The sequence below is a fragment of the Variovorax rhizosphaerae genome, assembly GCF_037889975.1.
In the GTDB taxonomy this organism is placed as follows: Bacteria; Pseudomonadota; Gammaproteobacteria; order Burkholderiales; family Burkholderiaceae_C; genus Variovorax; species Variovorax rhizosphaerae.
On sequence record NZ_JBBKZT010000013.1, the window covers coordinates 16,307 to 31,984 of the forward strand.

Below are 15,678 nucleotides of genomic sequence, written 5' to 3' on the forward strand. Positions count from 1 at the left end.
GGAGAGCGCCTGCTATGACCAGGCCGAATTCCCATGGAGGGTTGCCGGCAGCCTCCGCTGCAAATCTCATTCGAGTCGAAGGCAATGGAGTTTACCCTAATGCGTCTCGATAGGGCGGACATTACAATGTACGGACATTACAACATGACCGCCAATGAACCCAGTTTTGTCCTCCGCTCCAGCGTCCGTTTCTTACGTTTTTTGTGCCCGCTGGCTGCAAGATGGACCGGAGGCAATCCGTTCAAAAGTGGCTCAGAAGGATGCGCGAAAATATGCTGAGGTGTGGAAGCTTGTGGTCTCTCGCGGGTGGCGCGAGGAAGGCGCGGCTGCCGCGACGGAAGGATACGAGAGCGATGGAAATTCAATCGACGGCGCAGGAACGCTTGGAACGCGTCGCGGGGCAACAGCCTCTCTATGCGGCCTTGGCAGGCATCTTGTCGCGCGACATCCGCGGCGGGAAGCACCAGCCGGCCAGCGTGTTTCCGTCCGAGAAGGAATTGACGGAGCGCTATGGCGTGAGCCGCCAAACGGTGCGGCAGGCGTTGCGGGTCCTTCGCGACCAGGGGCTCATTTCCTCCCATCCGGGCATCGGCACCATCGTACGGGACGCGGCGCAGGTGCGCGACCGGTTCAATGCGGTCAACTCAACCGAAGAGTTGCTGCAGTTCGTTGGCGACACCGAGATGCATGCGGTCTCGCGCAAGGAAGTGGTGGTCAATGCGGAGCTCGCTGCCCAACTGGATTGCGAGCCCGGAACTTTGTTGTCGGAAGTGGCGTTCCTTCGCATGACACCGGGGGCCGAACTGCCGATGAGTTATGTGCAGATCTACGTGCACCCGCGCTATGCCGCTGCGCAAGAAACTCCGCTGGTCTCGAGCAGTCCGATCTACCAGAACATCGAACGATTGTTCGGGGTGCGCGTCCACGAAATCCGTCAAGACGTGACCGCGACCGTTCTGGAAGGCAAGCTGGCCAAAGTGCTGGAGGCCAAGGCCGGGGAAGCTGCCTTGCAGATCACGCGCTTCTTCTACGACGAAAACAAGACACTCATCCAGGTCTCTGTCAGTTACTACCCCAGCAGCCGGTACACGCAATCGGCACGCTTCCGGGTCGCGACCAGCGCAGCCTAGCGCCTCGATCAGCCTGCATTGCAGGCGACTTTTTTAGGGCGCGACGCGCTCTTTCGGAAGCGGCTTGGCGCCCATCAGAAACGGGCGCGGTTGAAGCTTGTCCATCCCACTTCGGCTCCGCGCTCCGCGCTCGGCGCCTGAGGCGTACGTGCCTGTACTCATCACCTGCCCACCGTGCGCTGGGCAGCTCTTGCTCCTGAGCCGCTCCTCGCGGTCTCGTCTTCCTCTTTTCTACTCCCATGACCTACCCATTCCTCGGTCGACTGCGCGTGATCGAAAGCTCGGCTTTCATTGCCGCACCCCTGGCCGGCCTGACGCTCGCGCAATACGGCGCGGATGTGATCCGCATCGACATGATCGGCGGCGGCATCGACTACGCACGCATGCCCCGAATGCCTCATCCGGAGGGCCGCGGCCGCAGTCTCTATTGGACTGCCTTGAATAAAGGAAAGCGGTCGGTCGCGATTGACTTGCGCAAGCCTGAGGGCCGCGAGTTGATCCAGGCGCTGGTGACGGCACCAGGTCCGGATGCTGGGTTGCTGCTGACCAACATCGGCACGCCTTGGCTCTCGCACGAATCCCTCGCGCAAAAGCGAGCGGATGTCATCAGCTGCACGATCCAGGGAAACGGCGACGGAAGCACCGCCGTCGACTACACGGTCAACTGTGCGACCGGGTACCCCGTCATCACGGGCGGTGGCTCATCGGCCGCACCGGTCAACCACGTATTGCCGGCCTGGGACATCGCCTGCGCCTACCAGGCGGCATTCGCAGTGCTCGCTGCAGTGGATCATCGACGCCGCACAGGGCAGGGCGCCGAACTCAAGCTAGCGCTTTCCGACATGGCGTTCACGATGCTCTCGCATCTGGGCGTGCTTGCGGAGTCCGAACTTCTGCACCAGGAGCGGCCATCGATCGGCAACCATCTCTATGGTGCGTTCGGGCGCGACTTCGCGACCGCGGACGGCCAGCGCATCATGGTCGCGGCGATTTCCGCGGGGCAGTGGAAATCACTGGTCAATTGCTGCGGCATTTCCGACTCCATCGCTCAGGTCCAGCGCGAGCTGCAACTCGATTTCGCCGACGAAGCACAACGCTTCGAGGGGCGCGATGCCATCGCAGCGCTTGTGGAGCCCTGGTTCGCGCAACGCAACGCACAGGAGGCCGAGGCCGCACTTGAAGCGCACAAGGTGTGCTGGGGCCGTTACAGCACCGTGCAGGAATTGCTTGCGCAGGACGCACGTGTCAGTACCGACAACCCCGTGTTCGAACGGATCGATACGCCCGGAATCGGCCAGCACATTGCCGCCGGTGCGGCCGTGCGCGCGCCGGCCATGGAGCGCGCGCCGACCTCGGCGGCAGCACTTTTGGGCACTCACACGGACGAGGTGCTGGAACAGGTGCTCGGGCTGAGCCCAGAAGCGGTAGGTCGCCTGCACGACGCCGGCATTGTCGCAGGACCTGAGCGCGATCCGTCCGCCGCTGCCTGAGCCTTTCACGACTTTCATTCTGGAGACAACCATGAACCAAATTGCAGAAGCGAACATTCCTGGATCGACGGCCCACAAGAAGTGGCTGATCGTCATGCCGGCCGTGTTCGTGATGTACATGATTTCCTTCTTCGACCGCGTGAATATCGGCATGGCCTTGCCGTACATCACGAAAGAGATGTCGCTGTCGTCAGTTCAGGCCGGCTGGATTGGCAGTGCCTTCGCGTGGGGCTACCTGATCACCCAGCTCCTCGCGGGCTACCTCGCATTGCGATTTGGACCAAGACTTCTAATTGGCGCGTGCCTCGTATTGTTCGGCGGGATCGCTGTCGCAACTGGTTTCGCCAGGACCTTCGAGGAACTTCTGGCGATCCGCTTTCTGCTCGGCCTGGCGGAAGGACCGATCTACGCCGCCACCTCGATGCTGCTCGCACAATGGTTCATCAAGTCGGAGCGTGGCCGTGCTTTCGGCATCTGGAACTTGAGCGTGGCTGCGGGGGGTTTCCTTGCAGGTCCTGTGTCCGCAGCGATCCTTGCGCACCACGATTGGCGCATGATGATGGTCATCGAAGGTGCGCCCGCGTGGCTGTTCTGTCTGATCTGGTTCTGGGCGATCCCCAAGAGCCTCAAGAGCGCGAAATGGCTCGCAGCGTCTGACCGCGAGGCGATTGATCACAGCCTGGCCACCGAGCAGGCGTTGCACGGTGACAAGGCGACCGACTCTTGGGTTACGACATTCAAGGAGCCGTCTGTCTGGCTTCTCATGCTGGGCTTTTCGTGCAGCCAGATCATTCTGTATGGGCTGACCCTGTGGTTGCCCACCATCTTCAAGACACACGAACACCTCAGTGGGATGACGGTGGGGCTCTTGTCCGGCGCGCCATTCATCATGGCCATGTTCGGTGCCTACTACATCACCCATCGGTCCGACAAGCACGGACAAGAGCGCCGGCTGCATGCGGCCATCCCGATGATCATCATCGGCTTGATGCTCACGGCGCTGGCGAATATTCCGGATCGCCTCTTGGCCGTCCAGATCTGCTTGATCCTGCTGGTGGGATTCATGATGAAGATGCCCACGCCGCTGATCTCTTCCTACCTGACCGAGATACTTCCGCTGCGCCGGGCCATCCCCGCCGTGGGCGTCGTGATTGGCGGCGGGAGCTTTCTCGGACAGTTTCTCGGGCCACTGTTGATCGGCTACCTCAAGTCCCTCTCGCCGGGCTTTGGTTCGTCCTTCCTCGCACTGGGTGTCCTTGGCATCGTCGGGGGCAGCCTCCTGCTCGCGGCACGTGCAAACAAGAAAGTGCTGGCGCCGACCCTTGCAGCGTCTGCGTCGTCTTGAGTTTCGGCAGGTGGGCGCCGCGAAGGCAGTCGCTGGTCCGGCACCTCCACTTCGTAACAGCAATCTTGAAGGACGGAGTTTGAAATGACAATGAACGATTTCAACGACTGGGTCGGGCGCACAGAGACAAAGCACGCACTCATCGACCCGACGGCAATTGCCGCGCTGGCGGCCACATTGGACGTGGCGGATGCACCAGGCAGCGGCGAGTCGGTGCCGCCTGGTTGGCAATGGCTGTTCTTCAATCCTGTCGCGGCGCAACGAGTGCTCGGGGAGGATGGGCACCCGCGCAGGGATGTCGAAGGCAGTTTCTTGCCCCCTATCCCGCTGCCACGCCGCATGTGGGCTGGCAGCCGGATCAACTATCTCGCTGCTGTCCCGATCGGTTCGCAAGCGGCGCGGACCAGCCAGATTCTCAAGATTTCGCCCAAGGCAGGGCGCTCGGGCAGCATGTGCTTCGTGACCGTGTCTCACACCATCGCCGTCGACGGTCGCGTGTGCGCAGTGGAGGAGCAGGACATCGTCTACCGTGAGGCGGCCACTGCCACGGCGACAGCCCCGGTGGTGGCCGAAGCCGCATCCCCAGCTCCTGTGCAGTGGCGCGACCATCTCGTCCCCAGCACGACGCTGTTGTTCAGGTATTCGGCGCTCACCTTCAACGGACACCGGATCCACTACGACTTGCCTTACGCGCGCGACGTGGAGTTCTATCGGGGCCTGGTGGTTCATGGACCGCTGACGGCCACGCTGTTGCAGCAATTCGCAGCTCGCTGCAAGCCTGGGCAGCGGCTGGCGAGTTTCGAGTTCAAAGGGGTGAGCCCGTTGTACTGCGGAGAGCCGATGGAGCTACAAGCCTGGGAGGACCCATTGACCAGCGCACTTCACCTGCGGGCAGTCAATGCTCAGGGGGCGGCAGGGATGCAGGCGTCGGCCAAATGGGCATGAACGTAGTCGCCCGGAGCTAGGAAAGCAGGGTTACTACCAGTGATCTGCCCACATTCTTCGTCTTAGAATGTACGTACATTACAACATCCGACTATTCGCATCAATAGGAGGCCAAAGACACCACATGACCGATACCAAGCTCAATATCGAACGGGGTGACCGCTATGCCGTCATCTTTCTGGACAACCCGCCGATGAATGTCGTGTCGGCACCGCTCACGAGGCAGCTTTATGCCGCCTTGAAGTCGATGGAAACCGACGGCAGTGTGAGGGCGGTGGTGCTCACAGGTGCAGGCGATCGCGCGTTCTGCGCGGGCTCGGACATCTCCGAACTCACCGAGATGTCGGCGCCTGGCGCCGCGCTCGAGAAGAAGCTGATCTTCCAGAACAAGGTCTTCGAGTTGCTGCGCTCGTTTCCCAAGCCGACCATTGCCGCCCTGAACGGCTACACCTACGGCGGTGGACTCGAAATCGCCGCCTGCTGCGATCTGATCGTGGCCGAGGCGCAGGTCAAGCTGTGCCTTCCGGAGATCAAGCTCGGCGTGTTCCCGAGCAGCGGCGGAACCTACCGGGTGGCGCGTCGCATCGGCGAATCCCGTACGAAGGAAATGATCTTCCTTGGCGAACCGATCACGGCCGCGCAGGCCCACGCTTGGGGACTGGTCAATCGTCTGGTGGACCAGGGCGGCGCTTTGGCGGAAGCGAAAGCGATTGCGCAGAAGCTTGGCCGCGGCCCCGGCATGGCCTTGCAGGCCGCCAAATCCATCGTCAATCTTGCATTTGACCGTTCGGATTCGGAAGCCGTCGGCGAGTCGCTCAGGGCCAGCGACCGCGTGTTCTGTTCCGCCGACGCCAAAGAGGGCATTGCCGCATTCATGCAGAAACGTCCGGCTGCGTTTTCCTGAGCCGTCCCGGGCGACCGAGGCGTCGTTTGCCTTGCAACCGATGTTCCACCGTTCAACTTTCATTGGAGACAACACCGTGAACTCTTTTCATCGCCGTTCCTTGCTGGCCGTGGCCGCCGGGGCCGCGCTATTCGCAAGCGTTCCAGCCCTGGCTGCCAACGACGCCTATCCCTCAAGGCCGATCAAGGTCATCGTTCCATTCCCAGCTGGCGGAACCACGGACACCCTGATGCGAACCGTGGCGCCCCGATTGAGCAAGGCGCTGGGCCAACCGGTCGTCATTGAAAACAAGTCGGGCGCGTCGGCCACGGTCGGTGCAGACTTCGTCGCCAAGTCCGCCCCTGATGGCTACACGGTGCTCGTCGGTGCGGCACACCACACCATCGCGCAAGCGGTGTTCACCAAGCTGCCCTACAGCTTCGACCGCGACCTGACGCCTGTGGGGATGATGGCGCTGGTTCCGAATGTCGTGGTCGTCAACGTCGCGGTCCCGGCCAAATCGGTGCAAGAACTCGTTGCCATCAGCAAGGCAGACCCCGACAAGTACAACTACGCCTCCGCAGGTCCAGGGTCCGCCCATCACCTGATCGGTGAGATGTTCAAGCTGCGCACCGGGGCCAAGCTCACGCACATCCCATACCGAGGCAGTGCGCCGGCAGTCGCCGACCTGCTCGGCGGCCAGGTGTCCGTGATGTTTGACACCGTGACGTCTTCGCTGCCGCACATCAAGGCACAAAAGCTCAGAGCACTTGCCGTCACGACCGCCAAGCGCTCCAGCGCACTCCCGGACGTCCCGACCCTTGCCGAGGCGGGTGTTCCCAACTTCGACGTCGGCACCTGGTTCGGACTGATGGCCCCTGCGGCCACGCCGCCCGCAATCGTCGACAGGTTGAATCGCGAAGTGACCACGATCCTGAGGGACCCCGAGGTCCAGAAGCAGTTGCTTTCTCAAGGCATCGAACCCATGCCCGGCACACCCGCCGAACTGAAGACTCGCGTCGCCAAGGAGCTGACCGAGTTCAGCACACTGGCCAAGCAAGCCAAACTTTCTGTTGAATAAGGAGCATCTCTTGAAACCCCTCGAAGGCTTGCGCATTCTTTCGATCGAGCAGTTCGCTGCTGGCCCCTACGGCTCGATGTTCCTCGCGGACATGGGTGCCGAGGTCATCAAGATCGAGAACAAGGACATTGGCGGCGACCCCGCACGGTTCATGGGACCGTACTTTCTTGGCACGGGCGACAGCCTGGTGTTCCAGGGCTGGAACACGAACAAGCAGAGCGTCTCCCTCGACCTCAAGACACCACAGGGCAGGGCCGAATTCGAACAACTGGTTGCGGGCGCGGATGCGGTCGTGAACAACCTGCGCGGCGATCAGCCCGGCAAGCTCAAGCTCGAATACAAGGATCTGGAAGCCATCAAGCCGGAGATCGTCTGTCTTCATATCTCAGCCTATGGCCGCCACAACTCGCGTGAAGCCTGGCCCGGATATGACTTCCTGATGCAAGCCGAGTCCGGCCTGATGGATTTGACGGGCGATCCGGAAGGCGAACCTGCGCGCTTCGGTGCCTCGGTGATCGACTACATGACCGGGATCACCGGCATGCTGGGCCTGCTCGGCGCAATTCGTCGCGCGCAGATCACGAAGAAGGGCTGCGACGTGGATGTCAGCCTCTTTGACGTGGCGCTGCATCAGCTCGGCTACGCCGGCACGTGGTATCTGAACGAAGGCCATGCATCGAGGCGGCTGCCGCGTGGTGCCCACCTGTCCGTGACACCAGTGCAGACCTTCAAGACCGGGGATGGCTGGATCTACATCATGTGCATGACCGACAAGTTCTGGCATGCGCTGCTTGGCGTGATCGGCGACCCGGTGCTGACGGCCGACGAGCGGTTCAAATCACAGAAGCTTCGCGCGGAGCACCGCGCGGAGTTGACCGAAGCGCTTGACACGGCATTCGGGAAGAAACCGACGGCTCACTGGCTGCAGGTGCTGACCGGTGTACTGCCGATTTCGCCGGTGCTCAACGTCCGGCAAGCCCTGGACAACCCGTTCCTGCAGGAAATTGACATGGTGAAGGACGTGCCACATCCGGCAGACCCCGAGATGAAGCTGCTTGCCAACCCCATTCGATTCGATGGCGGCCGGCTGGAGCAAGTGGCCTGCCGGCCGCTTGCGGCGGCGCTGGCCGAGGCCGTTACGGTGTGACTACTTCGAAGGGCACCATGTCAAATTTGAAGTCGAAACGATGCGATGCCGCACGGAGCTTTTTGTTCGTGCCAGCCAATCGACCGGAGCGATTCGAAAAAGCGTTGAAGAGTGGCGCCGACGTCGTGATCCTCGACCTCGAGGACGCGGTGCCAACGCAGGACAAGTCAACGGCGCGCGAGGCGATTGCCGAACACTGGCCACGCATCGCGTCGCATGATGTCGCTGTAGTGATCCGGATGAACGCAGAAGGCAGTCCTGCGTGGGATGCCGACATCGAACTCGCTGGCCAGCTTCCCGGTCTTGCAGCAATCATGGTTCCCAAAGCAGAGGCACCGGCGACCCTGCAAATCCTTGAAGAACGCCTCCCTGGACTGCAGGTCCTTCCGCTGATCGAAAGCGCCGCCGGGCTTGAGAATCTCAAGGCGATTGCGAAGATGCCGAACGTGCTTCGCCTCGTGGTGGGCCACATCGACTTCATGGCCGACACTGGCATCACCTGCAGCGAAGACGAGCGGGAACTCGATCCGCTGCGATTTGCCGTGTCGATGGCATCGCGAGGTGCCAGCCTTGCACCTCCGGTAGACGGCGTCACAGTGCAGACTGGTGATGCGCAACGTCTTCGGGCCGACACCCATCGTGGCAAGCGTTTTGGCTTCGCCGGCAAGCTGTGCATTCATCCGCAGCAGGTCGCCGGCGTTCACGCAGCGCTGGCCCCTTCCGACGAAGAGGTGTCATGGGCGCGCCGCGTCGTGGAAGCGGACGCAAGCTCGAATGGCGCTGCCGTCCAACTCGACGGTCGCATGGTCGACTTGCCGGTTGTCTTGCAGGCTCGGAGGACCTTGGCGATGGTCGGAACGGCGGCGGTTCGATGACTGCTTCTGCCGCGCGCGCCGTTCCATCTCAGATCGATGGTTACGGACCGACTCGCCCGTTCACCGGCGTAGGCCTTCCACCTGACGTCATCACCCGAGCATCGGCCAAAGTCTCTCCATCAGTCCACGGCCGAGACAAGCAACTCAGGAATCTTGAAGCTGCCTTCGATGCGTGCGGCATTCGGGATGGCGCCACGCTGAGCTTTCACCATCACCTGCGCAATGGAGACCAGGTGCTGAATCAGGTCTTGGCAGTTGCATCCGCGCGCGGTCTGCGCGACCTGCGCATCGCAGCCAGCTCGCTATTTCCCGTTCATGCCCCGCTGGTTGACCACATCCGAAACGGAGTAGTGACGAGAATCTGCACGGCCTACATGTCGGGTCCGGTCGCGGATGCCGTGTCCCGCGGCCTGCTTGCCACCCCTGTGGTCATGCAAACCCACGGCGGGCGCGCACGCGCGATCGAGGCAGGTGAGCTCCAAATTGATGTGGCGTTCGTGGGCGCGCCGGCCGCCGACCGGTGCGGAAATCTCAGCGGCGCCGAAGGACGCGCAGCCTGCGGACCACTGGGCTATGCGATGGTCGACGCGCAATACGCCCGGAGGGTCGTCGCCGTGACCGATCACATTGGAGAGTACCCCCTTGTGCCAATTGACATCTCGCAGGAGCAGGTGGACTTTTTGGTGCTTGTGGACAGTATCGGAGACCCCGCCGGCATTCTGTCGGGAAGCACGCGCCCGACGACCGATCCTGTGAGCCTCCAGATCGCCGAGACCGCAGCAAGGGTGATCGCGGCTTCTGGTCTTCTCGTCGATGGCTTTTCGCTTCAGACGGGCGCCGGAGGGATCTCCCTTGCCGTCTCCCAGTATGTCCAGGCATCCATGCGCGAGCGCAAGGTGCAGGGCAGCTTTGGCGCGGGTGGCGTGACTGGCTACCTCGTCGACATGCTGGAGGAGGGGCTTTTTCGCAGCCTCTTCGATGTCCAGTGCTTCGACCTCAGGGCGGTAGAGTCGTACCGGCGTGACCGGCGTCACCAGGCAATGTCGGCCTCTATGTACGCCAATCCACACAACCGAGGCGCCATTGCCGATCAGCTCGACGCGATGCTGTTGGGCGCCGCCGAAGTGGATCTCGATTTCAACGTCAACGTGACAACGGGCAGTTCGGGCCGCATCCTGGGGGGATCGGGTGGTCATGCTGACACTGCGGCCGGCGCGAAGCTTGCATTGGTTGCCACCCGCTTGGTGTCAGGGGGAGGGCCAAAGATTGTTGAGAGCGTTGGTTGCGTCACGACGCCGGGAGAGTCCATCGACGCGGTCGTGACCGAACTCGGTGTTGCGGTCCACCCAGAACGAGTTGAGTTGCGCGATCGCCTGTTGCACTGCGGAGTCAATGTTCTCGACATCAGCGTCATGCGTTCCAAAGCAAACACCCTCGCTCAGAAGGCACCCGCCACACCCGAGCCAGGTCGACGCGTCGTGGGCGTGATGGAATACCGAGATGGTCGCGTGATAGACGTGATTCGAGAGGTTAGCCAGAATCGTTAATTGGTGAACGCTTGCGTTACACGAGCGGGGCGTCACTGCAATGCATAACGCAGATGAGTGCAATCCTTCAACCTGCGCGGCGCAGATCGACCGCAGAATTGAGCACATGACAGTCTTGCCACCGGCGGCCCGCCGTCAACCGATCCATCAACGGGCGATTACGACCCAAGGCTACCTGCGCGATGATGGACTGTGGGACCTTGAGGCGGAACTCGTAGACACCAGGGCCTACACAGCCAAGACGCACGACGAGGGCGTTCGCATCGCCGGCGAACCGGTGCACCACATGCGCATCCGCCTGACCATCGATGACGATTTCGTCGTGCACAATGCGGTCGCTGCAATGAGCAGCACCCCCTTTCCTGAATGCGCACCGGCCGTGGACCCGTTCGTTGGATTGGTTGGCGCGAGGATCGGGGCAGGGTGGCGCAAGCAGGTCGACGCGATCATGGGGGGCACCATCGGCTGTACGCACTTGCGGGAGTTGCTCGGCGTGATGGCAACAGTCGCCTTTCAGACCGTGCCAGGATACCGGCGGCATGAACAGCGAATGCGGGGAGAACCTGTTTTGGCTGCCGCTGATCCGGCGCATCAAATGGGCAAATGTCTGGCTTGGGATTTCGATGGCCCAGTAATTGCGCGGGTTGCGCCAGAATTCATCGGCTATCGGCGCAAAAAGCCTGCAGTCTGAAAACGCCGTTTCTCTGAAACGCAGGGTGCCTAACGGCAACGTGGCATTTGTCAGCTAACGAAGCGTTCGTCGCAAGGTCCCCGGATGCAGACCCTTCTGAAAAGACAACGATTGGACGTTCATCGAGAGCCGGATAACAAATTCACGCCCCAAGCCAGCGCGCTTCGAACCATTCACCACCCCGGGTTGCTTCCTCTACGCAGCCCACAAGCAAGTCCGACACGCGTCGCACAGGCGGGCCGACAACCCGGTTGGCCGGGAGCGCCAAGACGATCTTGCGCGTGATTCGCGGGTCGCTCAAGGGTGCTGCCGAACCTGATTTGCGAGCCATGTCTTCGGCCACGGCAATCGCCGGAAGGATCGTCAAGCCGTGTCCACCGATGGCCAGGCTGCGCTGCACGCTCATCGCATTTGTCTCGGCGGCAATCGTCAATTCGACACGCGATACGGCACAGGCGTGATCGACTAGCGTGCGGATGCCGTGTGACGTGCTGGGCAGGATCATCGGCTTGCCGACGAGGCTCGCGAGCGTCACGGGCTGGTTCTTGCGCAGCTTGGCGGACGTCGGCCCAAGCACCCACAGAGCCTCCTCGATAAGAGGGGTCGCTTGAATATTGGATGACCGCTCCGCTCCGTAGAGCAACGCAGCATCCACCTCGCCCGACTCCAGCCATTGCGCCAGCGTGCCGGCGTAGCCCGTCACGATCCTGATGCGGATGCCCGGGTGTGCATCTGCTACCGCTTTCACGAGCGGGCTGGATAACAGTTCGCAGGTGCTCGGAAGCAGTCCCAATGTCACGAGGCCGCTGATACCGGTCGTCGAACCGCTGATTTCGGCTCGCGCGCGGTCCAGTTCGAGCATTGCGCGCCTTGCGTAGCCGACCAGTGCCTTGCCTGCATCGGTGAGCACCATGCCATGGCGTTCTCGTTCGAATAGCTCCGTGCCGACATCCTCCTCCAGCAGACGGACTTGCCTGGAGACCGCGGGTTGCACGAGGTTGAGCAGCTCCGCGGCACGGGTCACGTTGCGCGTGTCGCAGACGGTGAGGAAGGCACGCAGTTGCTTGAAGTCCATGGCTGGTCCTGTGCGATGTCAATCGTTGATGATGACATCACTTCTTACTATTGGATTTGAAGTGGCATCAGATTCTATGATTTCTTTATCACGTCTTTTCCAACAGCGGAGTATTGATCGCAAGCGAGCACCGTCTCGGCCGACACCAATGTGCCGTGGGCCTCACCCTTCGGTGGTTGCAGGAAAGCAGGCCCCGGCCGCGAGAACGGCATCGACGCGATGTGGGAATACGTGCAGGTCAGTAACGTGAGGATCAACAGCGATGCGGTTGCGGGCAATCCGTTCGTCATGCGCTGACCCGGTCGAAACAATCAACGGAGACAAGAGCATGAACATTTCGAACCTGTCGCGGCGCGACCTGATGAAGTGGGGCGTGGCCTCCACGCTCGGCGCCCCCCTAGCATCCGCATTCGCCCAGGCGTCGAAAGGGCCCATCACCCTGGTCGTGCCCTTTGCGGCGGGGGGCGCCACGGACGTCGTTTCCCGCCTGGTCGCCCAGAAGCTCACCGAGCGCATCGGTCGCAGCGTCATCGTGGAGAACGTCGCCGGAGGCGGCGGCGCCATCGGTGCGGCCAAGGTGGCGAAGGCGACGGCCGACGGCAGCGTGCTCTTGATGGGCACGGTCGCGACGCATGCCATCAATCCACTCTCGACACCGCCGGCGCCCTACGACGCACAGCGCGACTTCACGCCCATCTCGCTCGTGGCGACCGTGCCCAACGTATTGCTGGTCAGCAAGAGCTTCAAGGCAAAGGACGTGCGCGAACTCGTCGCGTTGTTGAAGGCAGAGCCTGGCAAGTTCAGCTATGGCTCGTCAGGTGTCGGCACGCCTCCGCACCTGTCGGGGGAGCTGTTCAAGTCTATGACGGGCGTCGACATCGGGCACGTTCCGTACAAAGGCGGCGGCCCGGCTATGACCGACTTGGTCGGCGGCCATATTCCGATCCTGTTCGACGTCTTGACAGGTGCGGCATCGCACATTCGCGCTGGATCGGTGCGCGCGCTGGCGGTGACGACCAGCAAGCGCTCGCCGTCATTCCCGGACATTCCGACGCTCGCGGAGGCAGGTGTTCCCGGCTATGAAACGTACACCTGGAACGCCGTCTTTGGCCCCGCGAAGTTGCCGGCCGCGTTCGTCGAATCGACGAGCCGTGAAATGCAGGCGGTGGTGGCGCAACCGGACGTTCAGGCCAAGCTGAAAGAGCTGAGTGCAGCGCCGGTCGGGTCGACGCCCGAAGTGCTCGCCACGCTGGTCAAGACCGAGCTCGACAAGTGGGGCGCGGTGATCAAGTCCATCGGTGGCCTGAAGCGGGATTGAACCCTGCGTAAGTGACCCTCCGCTTTCGAATGACGAGCACCCGCAGAGGCCCGCCGTCATCCATACCGCATTTTGAGAATGAAGGAGACATACCGTGTCTGAAGTGTTGTCCGCGCGCGGCCCCCACGAGGTCGGCGGCTTTTCCCCATCGCCCGTTCCGAAGCTGTCGGCCATCAAGTCGATCCTGATTGCCTCGTCGGGCAACATCGTCGAATGGTTTGATTTTTTCGCCTACGCATTCACTGCGATCTATTTCGCCCCCGCGTTCTTTCCATCCAGCAATCCGACAACGCAGCTGCTCAACACCGCGGGCATCTTTGCAGCCGGCTTCTTCATGCGGCCGCTCGGTGGTTGGGTGTTCGGCCGGATCGCAGACCGGCAGGGTCGGAAGACGTCGATGGTCCTGTCCGTCATCCTGATGTGCGTCGGCTCGCTGATCATCGCGTGCCTGCCGACTTACGAGTCCATCGGCTTGTGGGCGGCCGCGCTGCTCCTTGTCGCGAGATTGCTGCAAGGGCTGTCCGTTGGCGGGGAGTATGGAACGAGCGCGACGTACATGAGCGAGGTTGCGACCGAAGGCCGGCGCGGTTTCTATGGGTCCTTTCACTACGCGACCATCATCGCGGGGCAGCTTCTTGCGGTGATGGTGATCGCCGTGCTGCAGCAGGTGCTCTCGCTGGATGAGCTAAAGGCCTGGGGCTGGCGCATTCCGTTCTTCATCGGGGCGGCGGGCGCGCTGGTGGCCCTGGTGGTTCGGCGGTCGATGGTGGAGACGAGGGAAAACAACCACGGCAAGGATCCCGAAAGCGGAACGATCCGCGGCGTTCTTGCGCATCCGCGGGCCTTGCTGATCGTGCTCGGCTTCACCGCGGGCGGATCGTTGATCTTCTACACCTTCACGTCGTACATGCAGAAGTACCTCGTGAACTCGGCGCACATGGACGCGAAAGTGGCCAGCCACGTGATGACCGGCGTGCTCTTCATCTTCATGTGCATCCAGCCGCTTTTCGGTGCGCTGTCGGACCGCATCGGCCGCCGCAACTCGATGCTGATCTATGGCCTGTTCTTCACCTTTGCGACCGTTCCGTTGATGACGTCGATCGGTGCCGCGCAAGATGCCGGCACGGCCTTCGCACTGGCCCTGGTGGCACTGGTGGGGATGAGCTTCTATACCTCGATCAGCGGCCTGGTCAAGGCGCAGATGTTTCCCGCACAGATCCGCGCCCTCGCGGTAGGGCTGCCCTATGCGATTGCCAATGCGATGTTCGGCGGCACCGCCGAATTCGTGGCGCTGTCGTTCAAGGCGAACGGCACAGAGAGCCACTTCTTCTGGTACGTCACGCTGATGGGCGCCGTGGTGTTCATCTCCGCGCTGCTCATGCCGGACGAGCGAAAGAGTGACTACCTCCGGGCCAGGCAATGACGCAAGCCCGTGTCGAGACCGGCACCATGCTGCTCGACGGACCGGTCGGATCGATGGAGGTGATCGTTGATGCGCCCGCCGATCCTCTGCGCGGCATTGCGGTGGTGGCACATCCGCAGCCGCTGCTCGGTGGGAGCGCCAGCCACAAGATCCCTCATTTGCTCTCGCGGGCGATGAGAGACGAAGGTTGGCTTGTCGCGCGACCCAACTTTCGCGGGGTTGGCGCCAGCCAGGGCACGCATGACGGCGGCGTCGGAGAGGCGGACGATGTGGTGGCAGTGGTTGAGTGGCTGCGCTCCATGCATCCCGGAATGCCGCTTGCACTTGTCGGGTTTTCCTTCGGTGCCTTCGTGCAATCACGCGTGGCGCGCAGGCTGGCAGATCTAGGAGAGCCTGCGCGCCACGTTGTCCTCGCCGGCCTGCCGGCTGGCGAGGTCGAGGGGCAGCGGCGCTATGAGCCTGAGGGCGGGTTGTCCGGCGTGCTGATCGTCCACGGTGAGAACGACGACCGCGTCGCCCTAGGCGCCTTGCTTGACTGGGCGCGCCCGCTCAGCCAGCCAATCATGGTCGTTCCCGGGGCCGATCACTTCTTCACAGGACGCCTGCCGGTCTTGCGTTCTCTCGTGTTGTCACACCTAGCCCGCACCTGACATTTCCGGAGAGACCACAAGGTCCTTTGGACCATGCCAAGCGGTGATGGTGGAATCACGAATATCTATTTTACAGAG

The 15,678-nt window shown here is 62.1% G+C and carries 14 protein-coding genes; 13 read left to right on the top strand and 1 reads right to left on the bottom strand.

All coding sequences use genetic code 11. The features are described from left to right. Nucleotides 1–353: 353 nt before the first annotated feature. The 10 genes from WKW82_RS25525 to WKW82_RS25570 all read left to right on the top strand — a co-directional run bounded on the left by WKW82_RS25525 (nucleotide 354) and on the right by WKW82_RS25570 (nucleotide 11,134). The gene (locus WKW82_RS25525; RefSeq protein ID WP_340345491.1) at nucleotides 354–1,130 is read left to right on the top strand and encodes a GntR family transcriptional regulator; all 777 of its coding nucleotides are present in this window, start codon (nucleotides 354–356) and stop codon (nucleotides 1,128–1,130) included. A gap of 239 nt (nucleotides 1,131–1,369) precedes the next feature. Then, the gene (locus tag WKW82_RS25530) at nucleotides 1,370–2,620 is read left to right on the top strand and encodes a CoA transferase (RefSeq protein ID WP_340345232.1); all 1,251 of its coding nucleotides are present in this window, start codon (nucleotides 1,370–1,372) and stop codon (nucleotides 2,618–2,620) included. Between the two features lie 31 nt (nucleotides 2,621–2,651). Continuing rightward, nucleotides 2,652–3,965 (top strand): MFS transporter, encoded by a 1,314-nt coding sequence (locus WKW82_RS25535; RefSeq protein ID WP_340345234.1) that lies wholly within the window; start codon nucleotides 2,652–2,654, stop codon nucleotides 3,963–3,965. An 84-nt stretch (nucleotides 3,966–4,049) separates the two neighbouring features. Then, nucleotides 4,050–4,910 (top strand): HTD2 family dehydratase, encoded by an 861-nt coding sequence (locus WKW82_RS25540; protein ID WP_340345235.1) that lies wholly within the window; start codon nucleotides 4,050–4,052, stop codon nucleotides 4,908–4,910. 124 nt (nucleotides 4,911–5,034) lie between these two features. Beyond that, the gene (locus WKW82_RS25545; protein ID WP_340345237.1) at nucleotides 5,035–5,814 is read left to right on the top strand and encodes an enoyl-CoA hydratase/isomerase family protein; all 780 of its coding nucleotides are present in this window, start codon (nucleotides 5,035–5,037) and stop codon (nucleotides 5,812–5,814) included. Between the two features lie 76 nt (nucleotides 5,815–5,890). Further along, nucleotides 5,891–6,874 carry a tripartite tricarboxylate transporter substrate binding protein gene (locus WKW82_RS25550; protein WP_340345239.1) on the top strand — a complete coding sequence of 328 codons (984 nt, stop codon included), beginning with the start codon at nucleotides 5,891–5,893 and terminating at the stop codon, nucleotides 6,872–6,874. A gap of 10 nt (nucleotides 6,875–6,884) precedes the next feature. After that, nucleotides 6,885–8,021: a CaiB/BaiF CoA transferase family protein gene (locus WKW82_RS25555; protein ID WP_340345240.1), complete on the top strand. Its 1,137-nt coding sequence runs from the start codon at nucleotides 6,885–6,887 to the stop codon at nucleotides 8,019–8,021. Between the two features lie 17 nt (nucleotides 8,022–8,038). Further along, entirely contained in the window at nucleotides 8,039–8,896 is an 858-nt protein-coding gene (locus WKW82_RS25560) for an HpcH/HpaI aldolase/citrate lyase family protein (RefSeq protein WP_340345242.1), read from the top strand. After that, entirely contained in the window at nucleotides 8,893–10,443 is a 1,551-nt protein-coding gene (citF, locus tag WKW82_RS25565) for a citrate lyase subunit alpha (RefSeq protein WP_340345244.1), read from the top strand. The genes WKW82_RS25560 and citF overlap by 4 nt, the downstream gene beginning before the upstream one ends. Before the next feature lie 40 nt (nucleotides 10,444–10,483). Further along, nucleotides 10,484–11,134, top strand: coding sequence for a DUF2889 domain-containing protein (locus WKW82_RS25570; RefSeq protein ID WP_340345245.1), 651 nt, complete (start codon nucleotides 10,484–10,486; stop codon nucleotides 11,132–11,134). Between the two features lie 142 nt (nucleotides 11,135–11,276). Here WKW82_RS25570 and WKW82_RS25575 read toward each other — a convergent pair whose 3' ends face one another. Next, nucleotides 11,277–12,209 (bottom strand): LysR family transcriptional regulator, encoded by a 933-nt coding sequence (locus WKW82_RS25575; protein ID WP_340345246.1) that lies wholly within the window; start codon nucleotides 12,207–12,209, stop codon nucleotides 11,277–11,279. A gap of 328 nt (nucleotides 12,210–12,537) precedes the next feature. Here WKW82_RS25575 and WKW82_RS25580 point away from each other — a divergent pair, with 328 nt between their 5' ends. From WKW82_RS25580 to WKW82_RS25590, 3 genes are all read left to right on the top strand, one after another. Then, nucleotides 12,538–13,527 carry a Bug family tripartite tricarboxylate transporter substrate binding protein gene (locus tag WKW82_RS25580; protein ID WP_340345248.1) on the top strand — a complete coding sequence of 330 codons (990 nt, stop codon included), beginning with the start codon at nucleotides 12,538–12,540 and terminating at the stop codon, nucleotides 13,525–13,527. 163 nt (nucleotides 13,528–13,690) lie between these two features. Then, nucleotides 13,691–14,950 (top strand): MFS family transporter, encoded by a 1,260-nt coding sequence (locus tag WKW82_RS25585; protein ID WP_340345492.1) that lies wholly within the window; start codon nucleotides 13,691–13,693, stop codon nucleotides 14,948–14,950. Continuing rightward, entirely contained in the window at nucleotides 14,947–15,600 is a 654-nt protein-coding gene (locus WKW82_RS25590; RefSeq protein WP_340345249.1) for an alpha/beta hydrolase, read from the top strand. Before WKW82_RS25585 ends, WKW82_RS25590 begins: the two co-directional genes overlap by 4 nt. Nucleotides 15,601–15,678 lie beyond the last annotated feature (78 nt).

Bases quoted from the DNA above. Each gene is read 5' to 3' on its own strand.
- WKW82_RS25525 (WP_340345491.1), top strand. From the start codon at position 354: ATGGAAATTCAATCGACGGCGCAGGAACGCTTGGAACGCGTCGCGGGG.
- WKW82_RS25530 (WP_340345232.1), top strand. From the start codon at position 1,370: ATGACCTACCCATTCCTCGGTCGACTGCGCGTGATCGAAAGCTCGGCT.
- WKW82_RS25535 (WP_340345234.1), top strand. From the start codon at position 2,652: ATGAACCAAATTGCAGAAGCGAACATTCCTGGATCGACGGCCCACAAG.
- WKW82_RS25540 (WP_340345235.1), top strand. From the start codon at position 4,050: ATGACAATGAACGATTTCAACGACTGGGTCGGGCGCACAGAGACAAAG.
- WKW82_RS25545 (WP_340345237.1), top strand. From the start codon at position 5,035: ATGACCGATACCAAGCTCAATATCGAACGGGGTGACCGCTATGCCGTC.
- WKW82_RS25560 (WP_340345242.1), top strand. From the start codon at position 8,039: ATGTCAAATTTGAAGTCGAAACGATGCGATGCCGCACGGAGCTTTTTG.
- citF (WP_340345244.1), top strand. From the start codon at position 8,893: ATGACTGCTTCTGCCGCGCGCGCCGTTCCATCTCAGATCGATGGTTAC.
- WKW82_RS25570 (WP_340345245.1), top strand. From the start codon at position 10,484: ATGCATAACGCAGATGAGTGCAATCCTTCAACCTGCGCGGCGCAGATC.
- WKW82_RS25575 (WP_340345246.1), bottom strand. From the start codon at position 12,209: ATGGACTTCAAGCAACTGCGTGCCTTCCTCACCGTCTGCGACACGCGC.
- WKW82_RS25580 (WP_340345248.1), top strand. From the start codon at position 12,538: ATGAACATTTCGAACCTGTCGCGGCGCGACCTGATGAAGTGGGGCGTG.
- WKW82_RS25590 (WP_340345249.1), top strand. From the start codon at position 14,947: ATGACGCAAGCCCGTGTCGAGACCGGCACCATGCTGCTCGACGGACCG.